The 15,800-nt window shown below is 69.8% G+C and carries 15 protein-coding genes; all 15 read left to right on the top strand.

Annotated elements, in window-relative coordinates:
* Positions 1-10 precede the first annotated feature (10 nt).
* The 15 genes from LQ51_RS17895 to rpsS all read left to right on the top strand — a co-directional run bounded on the left by LQ51_RS17895 (position 11) and on the right by rpsS (position 15,772).
* On the top strand, positions 11-3,898 hold the full coding sequence (locus LQ51_RS17895) for a DNA-directed RNA polymerase subunit beta' (RefSeq protein WP_046567228.1): 3,888 nt from the start codon (positions 11-13) through the stop codon (positions 3,896-3,898).
* Between the two features lie 115 nt (positions 3,899-4,013).
* Positions 4,014-4,628, top strand: coding sequence for an ArsR/SmtB family transcription factor (locus LQ51_RS17890; RefSeq protein ID WP_052744947.1), 615 nt, complete (start codon positions 4,014-4,016; stop codon positions 4,626-4,628).
* Complete coding sequence (locus LQ51_RS17885; protein ID WP_052744946.1) at positions 4,603-6,111, top strand: MFS transporter; 1,509 nt, start codon at positions 4,603-4,605, stop codon at positions 6,109-6,111. Before LQ51_RS17890 ends, LQ51_RS17885 begins: the two co-directional genes overlap by 26 nt.
* Positions 6,047-6,415 (top strand): hypothetical protein, encoded by a 369-nt coding sequence (locus tag LQ51_RS17880; protein WP_046567305.1) that lies wholly within the window; start codon positions 6,047-6,049, stop codon positions 6,413-6,415. The genes LQ51_RS17885 and LQ51_RS17880 overlap by 65 nt, the downstream gene beginning before the upstream one ends.
* 569 nt (positions 6,416-6,984) lie before the next feature.
* On the top strand, positions 6,985-7,365 hold the full coding sequence (locus LQ51_RS17875) for a hypothetical protein (protein ID WP_046567304.1): 381 nt from the start codon (positions 6,985-6,987) through the stop codon (positions 7,363-7,365).
* 535 nt (positions 7,366-7,900) lie between these two features.
* Entirely contained in the window at positions 7,901-8,275 is a 375-nt protein-coding gene (gene rpsL, locus LQ51_RS17870; RefSeq protein ID WP_007465318.1) for a 30S ribosomal protein S12, read from the top strand.
* A 1-nt stretch (position 8,276) separates the two neighbouring features.
* A complete protein-coding gene (gene rpsG / locus LQ51_RS17865) occupies positions 8,277-8,747 on the top strand; it encodes a 30S ribosomal protein S7 (protein ID WP_046567226.1) in 471 nt (156 codons plus the stop codon).
* A 76-nt stretch (positions 8,748-8,823) separates the two neighbouring features.
* Positions 8,824-10,920, top strand: a complete 2,097-nt coding sequence (fusA, locus tag LQ51_RS17860; protein WP_046567224.1) for an elongation factor G — start codon at positions 8,824-8,826, stop codon at positions 10,918-10,920.
* Positions 10,921-11,143: 223 nt separating this feature from the next.
* Positions 11,144-12,337 (top strand): elongation factor Tu, encoded by a 1,194-nt coding sequence (tuf, locus tag LQ51_RS17855; RefSeq protein ID WP_046567223.1) that lies wholly within the window; start codon positions 11,144-11,146, stop codon positions 12,335-12,337.
* A 357-nt stretch (positions 12,338-12,694) separates the two neighbouring features.
* Positions 12,695-13,003: a 30S ribosomal protein S10 gene (rpsJ, locus tag LQ51_RS17850; protein WP_007073037.1), complete on the top strand. Its 309-nt coding sequence runs from the start codon at positions 12,695-12,697 to the stop codon at positions 13,001-13,003.
* Between the two features lie 11 nt (positions 13,004-13,014).
* The gene (gene rplC / locus LQ51_RS17845; RefSeq protein WP_046567221.1) at positions 13,015-13,680 is read left to right on the top strand and encodes a 50S ribosomal protein L3; all 666 of its coding nucleotides are present in this window, start codon (positions 13,015-13,017) and stop codon (positions 13,678-13,680) included.
* Positions 13,677-14,327: a 50S ribosomal protein L4 gene (gene rplD / locus LQ51_RS17840; protein WP_046567218.1), complete on the top strand. Its 651-nt coding sequence runs from the start codon at positions 13,677-13,679 to the stop codon at positions 14,325-14,327. Before rplC ends, rplD begins: the two co-directional genes overlap by 4 nt.
* Complete coding sequence (gene rplW / locus LQ51_RS17835) at positions 14,324-14,626, top strand: 50S ribosomal protein L23 (RefSeq protein WP_013288632.1); 303 nt, start codon at positions 14,324-14,326, stop codon at positions 14,624-14,626. Before rplD ends, rplW begins: the two co-directional genes overlap by 4 nt.
* 12 nt (positions 14,627-14,638) lie before the next feature.
* Positions 14,639-15,478, top strand: coding sequence for a 50S ribosomal protein L2 (gene rplB, locus LQ51_RS17830; RefSeq protein WP_046567215.1), 840 nt, complete (start codon positions 14,639-14,641; stop codon positions 15,476-15,478).
* 12 nt (positions 15,479-15,490) lie between these two features.
* The gene (gene rpsS / locus LQ51_RS17825) at positions 15,491-15,772 is read left to right on the top strand and encodes a 30S ribosomal protein S19 (RefSeq protein WP_046567212.1); all 282 of its coding nucleotides are present in this window, start codon (positions 15,491-15,493) and stop codon (positions 15,770-15,772) included.
* The last annotated feature ends 28 nt before the right edge of the window (positions 15,773-15,800 follow it).

Here is a 15,800-nt window from a genome sequence, read left to right as displayed (position 1 = left end):
AGGGGACATAGTGCTCGACGTCAACTTCTTCGACGAGCTGCGCATCGGCCTCGCCACCGCTGACGACATCCGTCAGTGGTCCCACGGCGAGGTCAAGAAGCCCGAGACCATCAACTACCGCACCCTCAAGCCGGAGAAGGACGGGCTCTTCTGCGAGAAGATCTTCGGTCCGCAGCGGGACTGGGAGTGCTACTGCGGTAAGTACAAGCGGGTCCGCTTCAAGGGCATCATCTGCGAGCGCTGCGGCGTCGAGGTGACCCGCTCCAAGGTTCGCCGGGAGCGGATGGGTCACATCGAGCTGGCCGCTCCGGTGACCCACATCTGGTACTTCAAGGGCGTGCCGAGCCGGCTGGGCTACCTGCTGGACCTCGCCCCGAAGGACCTCGAGAAGATCATCTACTTCGCCTCGTACGTCGTGACGAGCGTGGACGCCGAGGCGCGTCACCGCGACCTCTCGACCATCGAGAACGAGATCCTGGCCGAGAAGCGGCAGGCTGAGAACAGCCGCGACTCGGAGATCGAGAAGCGGGCCGCCAAGCTCGAGGCCGACCTGGCCGAGCTGGAGGCCGAGGGCGCGAAGGCGGACGTCCGGCGCAAGGTCAAGGAGGGCGGAGAGCGCGAGATGCGCCAGATCCGCGACCGGGCCCAGCGCGAGATCGACCGGCTCGACGAGGTCCTCGACACCTTCCGCAAGCTCGAGCCGAAGCAGCTGGTCACCGACGAGCTGCTCTACCGCGAGCTGCGCGACCGCTTCGGCGAGTACTTCACCGGCAGCATGGGTGCCGAGGCGATCAAGGCGCTGGTCCAGAACATGGACCTCGACGCCGAGGCCGAGAGCCTGCGCGAGACCATCCGCTCCGGCAAGGGCCAGCGGAAGATCCGGGCGCTCAAGCGGCTGAAGGTCGTGGCGGCGTTCCAGAACACCCGCAACTCGCCGCTCGGCATGGTGCTGGACTGCGTCCCGGTCATCCCGCCGGACCTGCGCCCGATGGTGCAGCTCGACGGTGGCCGCTTCGCGACCTCCGACCTGAACGACCTGTACCGCCGCGTGATCAACCGGAACAACCGGCTCAAGCGGCTGATCGACCTCGGCGCGCCCGAGATCATCGTCAACAACGAGAAGCGGATGCTGCAGGAGGCCGTCGACGCGCTGTTCGACAACGGCCGGCGCGGTCGTCCGGTCACCGGTCCGGGTAACCGGCCGCTGAAGTCGCTCTCCGACATGCTCAAGGGCAAGCAGGGCCGGTTCCGCCAGAACCTGCTGGGCAAGCGCGTCGACTACTCCGGCCGTTCGGTCATCGTGGTCGGCCCGAAGCTCAAGCTGCACCAGTGCGGTCTGCCCAAGCAGATGGCGCTGGAGCTGTTCAAGCCGTTCGTGATGAAGCGGCTGGTCGACCTCAACCACGCGCAGAACATCAAGTCCGCCAAGCGGATGGTCGAGCGGCAGCGGCCGGTCGTGTGGGACGTGCTGGAAGAGGTCATCGGCGAGCACCCGGTCCTGCTGAACCGGGCGCCGACCCTGCACCGGCTGGGTATCCAGGCCTTCGAGCCGCAGCTGGTCGAGGGCAAGGCCATCCAGATCCACCCGCTGGTCTGCACCGCGTTCAACGCCGACTTCGACGGTGACCAGATGGCGGTGCACGTGCCGCTGTCCGCCGAGGCCCAGGCCGAGGCGCGGATCCTGATGCTGTCGTCGAACAACATCCTCAAGCCGGCCGACGGCAAGCCGGTCACCATGCCCACCCAGGACATGGTCATCGGCCTCTACCACCTCACCCACCTCACTCCGGGAGGCAAGGGCGAGGGCCGGGCGTTCAGCTCGGACGCCGAGGCGCGGATGGCGTACGACAACGGCGAGCTGCACCTGCAGACCCCGGTCAAGATCCGGCTGCGGGACATCGTCGGGGTCGACAACGGCGCCGGCGCCGAGCCGTGGGTCGCGCCGGAGGGCTGGACCGAGGGCGACACGGTCACGGTGGAGACCACCCTGGGCCGGGTCCTGTTCAACGAGACGCTGCCCCCGGGCTACCGCTTCGTGAACTACGAGATCCGCAAGGGCCAGCTCTCCGCGATCGTCAACGACCTCGCCGAGCGCTTCCCGAAGGTGGCCCTGGCGGCCACCCTGGACGGGCTCAAGGAGGCCGGTTTCCACTGGGCCACCTGGTCCGGCGTCACCATCGGTATGGAGGACGTCATCGCGCCGCCGCGCAAGGCGGAGATCCTGGCCCGGTACGAGACGGAAGCCGACCGGATCGACAAGCAGTACCAGCGTGGTCTGATGACCGCCGAGGAGCGTCGCGGCGAGCTCATCGAGATCTGGACCAAGGCGACCAACGAGGTCGCCAAGGAGATGGACACCGCGCTGCCGCAGGAGAACCCGCTGTGGAAGATGATCAACTCGGGTGCCCGCGGTAACCTGCTCCAGCTCCGGCAGATCGCGGCCATCCGTGGTCTGGTGGCCAACCCCAAGGGTGAGATCATCCCGCGTCCGATCAAGGCGTCGTACCGCGAGGGTCTCTCCGTGCTGGAGTACTTCATCTCCACGCACGGTGCCCGCAAGGGTCTCGCCGACACCGCGCTGCGGACCGCCGACTCGGGTTACCTGACCCGGCGTCTGGTGGACGTGTCGCAGGACGTCATCATCCGCGAGGAGGACTGCGGCACCGACCGCGCCATCCCGATGCAGATCGGCGAGCGGCTGGACGGCAAGCTGGTCGTGCACACGCACGCCGAGACCAGCGTGCACGCCCGGACCCTGGCCGACGACATCAAGGGGCCGGACGGCACCGTGGTCGCCGAGCGGGGTCAGGACATCAACTCGATCGGCGTCGACAAGATCGTCGCGGCCGGGGTGGAGACCGTCCGGGTGCGCAGCGTGCTCACCTGCGAGTCGAAGCTGGGCGTCTGCGCGGCCTGCTACGGCCGTTCGCTGCCGACCGGCAAGTCGGTCGACATCGGTGAGGCCGTCGGCATCATCGCCGCCCAGTCCATCGGTGAGCCGGGTACGCAGCTGACGATGCGTACCTTCCACACCGGTGGTGTCGCGGGTGAGGACATCACCCAGGGTCTGCCCCGGGTCCAGGAGATCTTCGAGGCCCGGGTCCCGAAGGGTAAGGCGCCCATCGCCGACACCCCGGGCCGGATCCGGATCGAGGACGGCGAGCGGTCCCGGAAGATCGTGGTGATCCCGGACGACGGCAGCGACGAGATCGTGTACGACAAGATCTCGAAGCGCGTGAAGCTGCGGGCCCACGACGGCGACCACGTCGAGGTCGGTGAGAAGCTCACCGAGGGCACCATCGACCCGCACGAGCTGCTGCGCATCCTCGGCCCGCGCGCGGTCCAGGTCCACCTGACCCAGGAGGTCCAGGAGGTCTACCGCTCGCAGGGTGTGCTCATCCACGACAAGCACATCGAGATCATCATCCGCCAGATGCTCAAGCGGGTGACGGTCATCGACTCCGGCTCGACCGAGTTCCTGCCGGGTGTGCTGGTCGACCGGGCGCTGTTCGAGTCGGAGAACCGCCGGCTCGTCTCCGAGGGCGGCGAGCCCGCCGCCGGTCGCCCGGTGCTGATGGGTATCACCAAGGCCTCGCTGGCCACGGATTCCTGGCTGTCGGCGGCCTCCTTCCAGGAGACCACCCGGGTGCTGACGGACGCGGCGATCCACGCCCGCAGCGACTCGCTGATCGGCCTCAAGGAGAACGTGATCATCGGTAAGCTCATCCCGGCCGGTACGGGCATCAGCAAGTACCGCAACGTCCGGGTCGAGCCGACCGAGGAGGCGAAGGCCAAGGTCTACTCGATGACCGGCTACCCGGAGACCGACTACGGCTTCGGGCCGGCCAGCGGCCAGGCGGTGCCGCTGGACGACTTCGACTTCGGGTCGTACCGCTAAGCACGAGGAACGACGAGGCCCCCGGCGTCCGCCGGGGGCCTCGTCGCGTCTCAGGGTGCGCCATATGAAGAGAAGTCTGTCGAGAGAACTCTCTCGACAGACTACTCTCGACGGTATGGAGAACGAGGAACAGCGCACCCTCACCGACGCCCGCGAGCTGCGGGCGCTGAGCCACCCCGTACGCCTGGCCCTCATGGAGGCCCTCGGCGGCGGTCCGCTGACCGCGACCCAGGCCGGCGAGCTGATCGGGGAAACCGCCACCACCTGCTCGTTCCATCTCCGGCAGCTGGCCCGCTACGGCTTCGTCGAGGAGGCCGGCGGTGGCCGCGGCCGGGCCCGGCCCTGGCGGCTGACCCGGCAGGGCTGGTCCGCGCCCGCCCGCCCGGAGGACCCCGACTGGACCCGCGCCAGCCAGGCGCTCGACCGGGTGCTGCTCGACCGGTACGTCCAGCGGCTGCGCCGGTTCGTCGACGACGCCCCCACCTATCCACCCGACTGGTACGCGGCGGCCACCGGGCAGCAGCACCTCTTCCACCTCACCGCCGACGAGCTGGCCGAGTTCGTCGCCGCGTACCGCGACCTGGTGGCGGGCTTCACCGCCCGGTTCGACCGGCGGCGCACCGATTCCGACGCCCGCCCCGCCGGCGCTCTCCCGGTCGAGCTGCTCCTCTTCGGCTACCCGACGCGCCCCCCGGAGGTGCCGGATGTCGACCCGACGGCTGCTCGCTGACCCCCGCGCCCGCCGTTACCTGACCGCCCAGACCCTCTCCCTGGTCGGAGACAGCGCGATGTGGCTGGCCTGCGGCATCTGGGTGAAGGAGTTGACCGGCAGCGACGGCGCGGCCGGCCTGACCTTCCTCTTCTTCAGCCTCCCGGCTCTGCTCGCGCCGGTCGCCGGGTTGCTCGCCGACCGGCTTCCGCGCCGGCGGCTGCTGCTGGTCGCGAACCTGGCCGGCGTGGCGATCCTGCTGCCGCTGCTGGCGGTCCGGGGCCCCGGCCAGGTGCCGTTGATCTACGCGGTGATGCTGCTCTACGGCGGCCTGCACCTGGTCATCGAACCGGCCCAGTCCGCCCTGCTGGTCAGCCTGCTCCCCGGTGACCTGCTGGCCGCCGCGAACGGGCTGCTGCGCACCGTCCGGGAGAGCCTGCGGCTGCTCGCCCCGCTCGCCGGCGCCGGCCTGTTCGCCCTGTTCGGCGGCGCGGCGGTGGCCGTGCTGGACATGGCGACCTTCGTCGGCGCGGCGGCCCTGCTGTGGACCCTGCGCGGCCCCGACCCGACCCCGGACCGGCCGGAGCGCACCGCGGGCGTGCTCCGGCACTGGCTGGGCGAGGCCGGCGCGGGCTTCCGGCACCTCGCCGGCCATCCGCTGCTGCGCCGGGTGGCGCTCGCCTGCACCGTGCTCGCCCTGGTGCTGGGCTTCGCCGAGTCCACCGGGTACGCGGTCGTCGACCGCGGCCTGCACCGGGCCCCGGAGTTCCTCGGCGTGCTCCAGGCCGCCCAGGGGATCGGTGCGGTCCTCGGCGGGCTGCTCAGCACGGTCGCGATCCGCCGGTTCGGCGAGATCCGCGTCGCCGCGGCGGCGTTCCTCGCCTGGTCGGCCGGGGCCGTGCTGGCCGCCGTGCCGACGCTCGGCGTGGTGCTGGCCGGCCGGGTCAGCTCCGGGCTGGGCCTGACCGTCATGGCGATCGCCCTGCTCACCGTCCTGCAGCGGGGCGCGCCCGACCGGCTTCAGGGCCGGGTGTACACCGCCTTCGAGGTGACCACCACCGTCCCGCAGACCGCGTCGATCGGGCTCGGGGCGTACCTGATCGGCGTGCTCGACTACCGGGCGGTGCTGCTCACCGAGGCGGCCGTGGTGGCGGTCGCCGCGCTGCTGCTGCTCCGGGCGGACCGGCTCCCCATGCCGCCGGCCAGCACACCGCCGGCCAGCACGGTACCGGGCACCACACCGCCGGCCAGCACACCGCCGGCCAGCACACCGCCGGCCAGCACACCGCCGGCCAGCACGCCGCCGGCCAGCACGGTGCCGGCCAGCACGGCGCCGGCCAGCACGGCGTCGGCCAGCACGCCGCCGGGCAGCACGGTGCCGGCGTCGGTCCGTGCGTCGGCGGGACCGGGCGCGGCCGCGTCGGGGCATGATGGTGGGCATGACGACCGCGCCCGGGCAGGTGCCCGTCGCCCAGCAGGGGCCGCGCCACCCGCTCGACCCTGAGCCGGTCCGGTCGACGAAGGCCCGCGCGGTCTTCGCCCTCGGGCTGATCGGGGCGCTGACCGGGTTCTTCATCGGTGGCGTGGTGCCGTCGACCATCGCGCTCATCCTGGCCCGGCAGGCCCGCCGGGAGGCGTACGCCTCGGGCGGTTTCCTCACCGGCGGGGACCGGCTGCGCCGGGGGGAGCGGCTGGCGTGGGCCGGCCTGGTGCTGGCCGTCACCGCGGTGGTGGCGGCGATGGTGATCGGGGTGCTCCGGCTCGCCGGCACCCCGTTCGGTCACGACTACGCGCCGAACGTCGACTGACCGCGCGGGGGAGCGTCCCGCGCCCGGCCCCGCCCGCGGGACGCGCGACGGTAGCCTGGCCCGTGTCCGCCCCCGTGGCGGGTGAGCCACATCGACAGGAGGACCCCGTGACCGAACCGGCCCCACCGCCGGGAGGCGACCCGACCCGGTCCGGCGCCGGATCGGACGCCCCGCCGCCGGGCGCCGACCCGGCCGGCTCGGCGGCCGCCGGTACGTCGCCGGGGGTCCCGGCCAGCAGCCCGTGGGGGGCGCCGGGGGCCTGGTCCCCGCAGCGGCCGGACGCCGCCGCGGGGTACGACCCCGCACCGGTCACGCCGCATCCCGGCTCGCCGCATCCCGGCTCGCCGCATCCCGGCTCGCCGCATCCCGGCTGGTCGCAGCCCGGCTCGCCGCAGCCCGGCTGGCCGGCGTCCGGGGCGTACCCGGGAAGCCCGCCGGCGTCCGGCGGTGGGTGGGCGGACCGGGGGAGCGCGCCGGCCGGCGGCGGCTGGGGTGGTCCCCCGCCCATGGCACCCCGGCCGGCCGCGGTGCCGCCGCCCCCGCGGGAGGCCTCCCGTCCGCCGAAGCGGGTGGATGCGGTGCCCGGCACCCCGTTCGGCGTGGTCCACCTCGACGTGCCGCCGGTGACCTCCGGGCTGGCCGTCGGGTCGCTGACCGCCGGGATCGCCTCGATCCTGGTCTCGCTGCTGGTGTTCTGCTTCGGGATCGCCGGGCCGAACTACGGCGGCGCCTGGGCGGCGGGGGCGTTCACCCTGCTCGGCGGCCTCGCCGGGACCGGCGCGGTGGTCGCGGGGCTGCTGGCCCGCCGGCAGATCCGGCGCCCGGCGCCGCCGCCGGCGGTCCGCTTCACCGGGCGTGGCCTGGCCGTGGCGGGCCTGGTGTGCGGGGCGGTGGGCCTGCTGCTGAGTCTGCTGGGGCTGGCGGTGGCGTTGGTGGTGCAGATCACCTGACCGGTGCCCGGCCGCCCGGCGGCGGCGGTGAACAGGCGTGACAGCGGTGGCCGGCGGGTCGCTGCCGGGGTGGAAGCGGGGCTGCCGGGCCGGCAACGGCGGAAGCCGGTACACTGGTGACTGTAGGTGCCCATCGTGGGCGGGCAGGCACGAGACGATCGGCCGGGGCTGCGACGCAGCTCTCCCGGGCCGCTCCGTTTTGACCTGCGCGGCTGTGGTAGGTACTCTTTCCCCTTGTGCCCGGGCAAGCCCGGGCAATGCGTGCGTGCGCCGGAACCGGTCAGCCGGTGATCGCGTGGCCGCACGACACAGCCCCAAAGATCCGGCGTCGGAGCAGTCCTGTGCCGGTGACAGAACCACCGGTACGCCGTGCGAACGACGCACCGGGAACCGTGATCCGGGCGACACGCCCGACCGCGGGTGCTGGGACCCCCGTCAGGTGGCCCTGGTTGGAATGTAGGAGAGCCGTCCATCAGGCCGGCTAGAGCAGACGGCGCGGTCGCCTCGCAGCGGCCGAAGGGAGCGGAGAAACCCGGTGCCCACCATTCAGCAGCTGGTCCGAAAGGGCCGCCAGGCCAAGACGACCAAGACCAAGACCCCGGCGCTGAAGGGGTCCCCCCAGCGTCGCGGTGTGTGCACCCGCGTGTACACCACCACCCCGAAGAAGCCGAACTCGGCGCTGCGCAAGGTCGCTCGTGTCAAGCTCAGCAGCCAGATCGAGGTGACCGCCTACATCCCGGGCGTCGGCCACAACCTGCAGGAGCACTCGATCGTGCTCGTTCGCGGTGGTCGTGTGAAGGACCTCCCCGGCGTGCGGTACAAGATCGTTCGCGGCTCGCTGGACACCCAGGGTGTCCGCAACCGCAAGCAGGCGCGCAGCCGTTACGGCGCGAAGAAGGAGAAGAGCTGACATGCCGCGTAAGGGACCCGCTCCGCGGCGGCCGCTGGTCGCTGACCCGGTGTACAACTCGCCGCTGGTCACCCAGCTGGTGAACAAGATCCTGCTGCGCGGCAAGCGGCAGCTCGCCGAGCGCATCGTGTACGCCGCCCTGGAGGGCTGCCGCGAGAAGTCCGGCACCGACCCCGTCGTCACGCTGAAGCGGGCGATGGACAACGTGAAGCCGACCCTCGAGGTGCGCAGCCGCCGCGTCGGTGGCGCCACCTACCAGGTTCCGGTCGAGGTCCGGCCGGCCCGCGCGACCACCCTCGGTCTGCGCTGGCTCGTCACCTACTCCCGCGCCCGGCGCGAGAAGACCATGGTCGAGCGGCTGATGAACGAGCTGCTGGACGCGAGCAACGGCCTCGGTGCCGCCGTGAAGCGGCGCGAGGACACGCACAAGATGGCCGAGTCCAACAAGGCCTTCGCGCACTACCGCTGGTAACACCTTGGTTCCGGCGCCCACCCGGGCGCCGGAACCGCCACCAGTTGTGTCGAGACGACGATAAGTAGGGATTGAAGTGGCCGCCGCAGACGCGCTCGCCAACGTACGCAACATCGGCATCATGGCGCACATCGATGCCGGTAAGACCACTACCACCGAGCGGATCCTGTTCTACACCGGCATCACGTACAAGATCGGTGAGGTCCACGAGGGCGCTGCCGTCATGGACTGGATGGAGCAGGAGCAGGAGCGCGGTATCACCATCACTTCCGCCGCCACGAAGTGCGAGTGGAAGGGCCACACGATCCAGATCATCGACACGCCCGGCCACGTCGACTTCACGGTCGAGGTAGAGCGGTCGCTGCGCGTTCTGGACGGTGCGGTCGCGGTGTACGACGGCGTGGCCGGTGTGGAGCCCCAGACGGAGAACGTCTGGCGCCAGGCGGACAAGTACAACGTCCCCCGGATGTGCTTCGTCAACAAGCTCGACCGGACCGGCGCCGACTTCTTCCGCTGCGTGCAGATGATGATCGACCGGCTCAACGCCACCCCGCTGGTCCTCCAGATTCCGATCGGCGCCGAGGCTGACTTCATCGGCGTGGTCGACCTGGTCGAGATGCGCGCGCTCACCTGGCGTGGCGAGACCCAGAAGGGTGAGGACTACGCGATCGAGGAGATCCCGGCCGACCTCGCCGACTCCGCCGCGGAGTGGCGCGAGAAGCTGATGGAGACCCTCGCCGACGTCGACGACTCGGTGATGGAGAAGTACCTCGAGGGCGAGGAGATCTCCGCTGAGGAGATCAGGGCCGCCATCCGTCGGGCCACCATCGCCGGCAAGGCCAACCCGGTCCTCACCGGTACCGCCTTCAAGAACAAGGGCATCCAGCCGATGCTGGACGCGGTCGTCGCGTACCTGCCGTCGCCGCTGGACGTCCCGGCGATCGAGGGTACGGCCACCGACGGCGAGACGCCGATGCTGCGCAAGCCGTCGACCTCGGAGCCGTTCTCCGGCCTGGCCTTCAAGATCCAGACCGACAAGCACCTCGGCAAGCTGACGTACGTCCGGATCTACTCCGGCACGCTCGAGTCCGGTTCTCAGGTGATCAACTCCACCAAGGACCGCAAGGAGCGCATCGGCAAGATCTACCAGATGCACGCCAACAAGCGGGAGGAGCGCAGCTCCGCCAAGGCCGGCGACATCATCGCGGTCCAGGGTCTGAAGCAGACCACCACCGGTGACACCCTGTGCGACCCGGCGAACCCGGTCATCCTCGAGTCGATGACCTTCCCGGAGCCGGTCATCGAGGTGGCCATCGAGCCGAAGACCAAGGCCGACCAGGAGAAGCTCAGCACCGCCATCCAGCGGCTGGCCGAGGAGGACCCGACCTTCCGCGTCAAGCTGGACGACCAGACCGGTCAGACGGTCATCTCCGGCATGGGCGAGCTGCACCTGGACATCCTGGTCGACCGGATGCGCCGCGAGTTCAACGTCGAGGCGAACATCGGCAAGCCGCAGGTGGCGTACCGTGAGACCATCCGCCGCAAGGTGGACAAGGTCGAGTACACCCACAAGAAGCAGACCGGTGGCTCCGGCCAGTACGCCCGCGTGATCGTGAGCCTCGAGCCGCTGCCCATGGGCAACGACTCGCCGACCTACGAGTTCGCGAACGCCGTCACCGGTGGCCGCATCCCCCGGGAGTTCATCCCGTCGGTGGACGCGGGCGCCCAGGACGCCATGCAGTACGGCATTCTCGCCGGCTTCCCGCTGGTGGGTCTCAAGCTGACGCTGCTGGACGGCCAGTACCACGAGGTCGACTCGTCCGAGATGGCGTTCAAGATCGCCGGTTCGATGGTGATGAAGGAGGCGGCCCGCAAGGCCGACCCCGCACTGCTCGAGCCGATGATGGCCGTTGAGGTCACCACTCCTGAGGAGAACATGGGTGACGTCATCGGCGACCTCAACTCCCGTCGCGGCATCATCCAGGCGATGGAGGAGCGCAGCGGCGCTCGCGTCGTCCGGGCTCTGGTGCCGTTGTCGGAGATGTTCGGCTACGTCGGCGACCTGCGGTCGAAGACCCAGGGCCGGGCTAGCTACAGCATGCAGTTCGACTCCTACGCCGAGGTTCCGCAGAGCGTGGCGAAGGAGATCATCGCCAAGGCGACGGGTGAGTGACGCTCACCCTGAGCTGATCGGATGATTCGGGGTCGGTCGCGGGAGGGATCTCCCGCCCGCGGCCACCTCGGTCGGGTTGTGTGAATCCGGGCCTGTAGGCTTCATCGCCGCAGAACCCACCAAGGCTCTCCGGCCGTCAGGCCGGAAAGGCTGTCGACAGAGTCCTACGCGCCGACCGGCGCACCGGGGCGAACGAACCAAGAAAGTCCACAGGAGGACACCAGTGGCGAAGGCGAAGTTCGAGCGGACTAAGCCGCACGTCAACATCGGCACCATTGGTCACATCGACCACGGTAAGACGACGCTGACGGCGGCCATCACCAAGGTCCTGCACGACCAGTACCCGGACCTGAACCCGTACACGCCGTTCGACGAGATCGACAAGGCGCCGGAGGAGAAGGCCCGCGGCATCACGATCTCGATCGCGCACGTCGAGTACCAGACCGAGGCGCGGCACTACGCGCACGTCGACTGCCCCGGTCACGCCGACTACATCAAGAACATGATCACCGGTGCCGCCCAGATGGACGGCGCGATCCTGGTGGTGGCGGCGACCGACGGCCCGATGCCGCAGACCCGCGAGCACGTGCTGCTGGCCCGTCAGGTCGGTGTGCCGTACATCGTCGTGGCGCTCAACAAGAGCGACATGGTCGACGACGAGGAGCTCCTGGAGCTCGTCGAGCTCGAGGTCCGCGAGCTGCTCTCCTCGCAGGAGTACCCGGGTGACGACCTGCCGGTCGTCCGGGTCTCGGCGCTGAAGGCCCTCGAGGGCGACCCGGAGTGGACCGGGAAGCTCCTGGACCTGATGAACGCTGTCGACACCGCGATTCCGCAGCCGGAGCGCGAGACCGACAAGCCGTTCCTCATGCCGATCGAGGACGTCTTCACGATCACCGGCCGCGGCACCGTGGTCACCGGTCGCGCCGAGCGCGGCATCCTCAAGCCGAACGAGGAGGTGGAGATCGTCGGCATCCGTGAGAAGTCGATGAAGACCACCTGCACCGGCATCGAGATGTTCCGCAAGCTGCTCGACGAGGCCCGCGCGGGTGAGAACGTCGGTCTGCTGCTGCGCGGCATCAAGCGCGAGGACGTCGAGCGCGGCATGGTCGTCATCAAGCCGGGCACCACGACCCCGCACACGGAGTTCGAGGCGACGGTCTACATCCTCTCCAAGGAGGAGGGCGGCCGGCACACCCCGTTCTTCCAGAACTACCGTCCGCAGTTCTACTTCCGGACCACGGACGTCACCGGCGTCGTCACGCTGCCCGAGGGCACCGAGATGGTCATGCCGGGCGACAACACCACGATGACCGTGAAGCTGATCCAGCCCATCGCGATGGAGGAGAACCTCAAGTTCGCGATCCGGGAGGGTGGCCGTACGGTCGGCGCGGGTCGCGTCACCAAGATCATCAAGTGAGCTGGGTAACCCCGATTAGCGTCGCCGCCGGTCGTGCGGCATACTAGTCAGGTTGCGTAACGACGGTTAGTCGCCTGCGTCCGGTGCATGCTGGACCTCCGGGCCGACAAACAGTCGCGCGTCGGGTGGTTGATCGCCCCAGGGCGGTCAACCACCCTCGCACGGCGTTCAGGTCGCGGTGATCGCGGCCGGCGCCATGACCCACCGCGTGGTCAGAGAATCGCTCCGGAGTCCCGGGGCGGAGCCTGGTCCACGGGCGCGACACGCCCGACCGCGGGGGTCGGCGGAAGTGGGCCTGTACCAGCCGGTACAGGTGCCCGCAACACAGCGGCATCGAGAGAAGGAACAGAAGCCACCATGGCGGGACAGAAGATCCGCATCCGGCTCAAGGCCTATGACCACGAGGTCGTCGACTCCTCGGCTCGGAAGATCGTCGAGACGGTGACGCGTACCGGGGCGCAGGTCGCTGGCCCGGTGCCGCTGCCCACGGAGATCAACCGTTTCTGCGTAATCCGCTCGCCGCACAAGTACAAGGACTCGCGCGAGCACTTCGAGATGCGTACGCACAAGCGTCTGATCGACATCATCGACCCGACCCCGAAGACGGTCGACTCGCTCATGCGCCTCGACCTGCCGGCTGGCGTCGACATCGAGATCAAGCTGTAGGGACCGGACAAATGGACAGGCAAGTCAAGGGGATCCTGGGCGCAAAGCTCGGCATGACCCAGGTCTGGGACAACAACAAGGTTGTCCCGGTGACCGTGGTTCAGGCCGGCCCCTGCGTCATCAGCCAGGTTCGTAGCGCCGAGAAGGACGGTTACTCCGCGGTCCAGCTGGCGTACGGCACGATCGACCCGCGCAAGGTCAAGAAGCCGATCAGCGGGCACTACGCGAAGGCGGACGTCGCGCCGCGCCGGCACATCGTCGAGCTGCGGACCACGGACGCCGGGGACTACTCGCCGGGCCAGGAGGTCACGGTCGAGGAGTTCCCCGCCGGCGTCATCATCGACGTCACCGGCAAGACCAAGGGCAAGGGCTACGCCGGCCCGATGAAGCGGCACGGCTTCCACGGTCTGCGCGCCAGCCACGGTGTGGAGCGCAAGCACCGCTCGCCGGGCTCCATCGGCGCCTGCGCGACCCCGGGTCGCGTCTTCAAGGGCACCCGGATGGCGGGTCGGATGGGTGGCGTGCGCTACACCGTCCAGAACCTGACGGTCCAGGCGATCGACACCGAGAACAACCTCCTGCTCGTCCGCGGTGCCATCCCCGGCCCCAAGGGCGCGCTGGTCCTGGTCCGTACCGCGGCCAAGACCAAGGTGAAGAAGGGCGGTGCGGCCAAGTGACCACCGTTGACGTCCGCAACGTCGAAGGCGCCAAGAGCGGCTCCGTCGAGCTGCCGGCCGACATCTTCGACGTCCAGGCCAACATCGCGCTGATGCACCAGGTCGTGGTGGCTCAGCTCGCGGCGGCCCGGCAGGGCACGCACAAGGTCAAGACCCGCGGCGAGGTCTCCGGTGGAGGCAAGAAGCCGTACAAGCAGAAGGGCACCGGTCGTGCCCGCCAGGGCTCGACCCGCGCGCCGCAGTTCGCCGGCGGTGGCGTGGTCCACGGCCCGGTGCCGCGCGACTACAGCCAGCGCACCCCGAAGAAGATGAAGGCCGCCGCCCTGCGTGGCGCCCTCTCCGACCGGGCCCGCGCCGGCCAGGTGCACGTCGTCGAGGCGTTCGTCTCGGGTGAGAAGCCGTCGACCAAGGCCGCGCTGGCCACGCTGGCGAAGCTGACCGACGCCCGGCGCGTCCTGGTCGTGCTGAGCAGCACCGACGAGCTGAACTGGGTGTCGCTGCGCAACGAGCCGCGGGTGCACCTGATCGAGGCCGGCCAGCTCAACACGTACGACGTGCTGGTGGCCGACGACGTGGTCTTCACCAAGGAGGCCCTGGACGAGTTCCTGGGCGTTCCCGCCGAGACCACCGAGGAGGGTGGCAAGTGAGCACGATCGCCGATCCGCGTGACGTCATCGTCGCGCCGGTCGTCTCGGAGAAGAGCTACAGCGAGCTGAACCGCAACTGGTACACCTTCCTGGTGCACCCGGACGCGAACAAGACCGAGATCAAGATCGCTATCCAGCAGATCTTCAACGTCCGCGTCCTGACGGTGAACACGCTCAACCGCGAGGGCAAGCGCAAGCGGACCCGTACCGGGTTCGGCAAGCGCAAGGACACCAAGCGGGCGATGGTGAAGCTGGCTGACGGTGACCGTATCGAGGCCTTCGGCGGCCCGGTCAGCTGAGGGGTGTAGACAATGGCTATCCGTAAGTACAAGCCGACGACGCCGGGCCGCCGTGGCTCGAGCGTCGCCGACTTCGCCGAGATCACCCGGTCCACGCCGGAGAAGTCGCTGCTGGCTCCGCTGCCGAAGAAGGGCGGACGCAACGCCCACGGCCGGATCACCACGCGGCACCACGGTGGCGGCCACAAGCGCCAGTACCGTCTGATCGACTTCAAGCGGGTCGACAAGGACGGCGTGCCGGCGAAGGTCGCCCACATCGAGTACGACCCGAACCGCACCGCGCGTATCGCGCTGCTGCACTACGCCGACGGCGAGAAGCGCTACATCATCGCGCCGAAGGACCTGAAGCAGGGCGACGCCGTCGAGTCGGGCCCGGGCGCCGACATCAAGCCGGGCAACAACCTGCCGCTGCGCAACATCCCGGTCGGTACCACCATCCACAACGTGGAGCTCCGTCCGGGCGGCGGCGCCAAGCTGGCCCGCTCGGCCGGCGTCGGCATCCAGCTGCTCGGCCGGGAGGGCGCGTACGCGACCCTGCGCATGCCGTCCGGTGAGATCCGGCGCGTGGACGTGCGCTGCCGCGCCAGCATCGGCGAGATCGGCAACGCCGACCAGTCGAACATCAACTGGGGTAAGGCCGGCCGGATGCGGTGGAAGGGCAAGCGCCCGACCGTCCGTGGTGTCGCGATGAACCCGGTCGACCACCCGCACGGTGGTGGTGAGGGTAAGACCTCCGGTGGTCGCCACCCGGTGAACCCGCAGGGTAAGCCCGAGGGCCGCACCCGTCGTAAGGGCCAGCCGAGCGACCGGCTGATCGTCCGCCGCCGCTACGCCACGCGTAAGCGCGGCTGAGGGAGATAGAGCATGCCTCGCAGCCTGAAGAAGGGCCCGTTCGTCGACGACCACCTGATCAAGAAGGTGGAGACGCAGAACGACAAGGGCTCGAAGAACGTCATCAAGACCTGGTCGCGGCGCTCGACGATCATCCCCGAGATGCTGGGGCACACGATCGCCGTGCACGACGGACGCAAGCACGTCCCGGTGTTCGTGACCGAGGCCATGGTCGGGCACAAGCTCGGCGAGTTCGCGCTGACCCGCACGTTCAAGGGTCACGAGAAGGACGACCGGAAGAGCCGCCGGCGCTGACGCCGCGGGCATACGGATAGAGGAACAA

This window comes from Micromonospora sp. HK10 (assembly GCF_000982955.1).
In the GTDB taxonomy this organism is placed as follows: Bacteria; Actinomycetota; Actinomycetes; order Mycobacteriales; family Micromonosporaceae; genus Micromonospora.
This window is presented reverse-complemented; position numbering and strand designations above follow the sequence as displayed.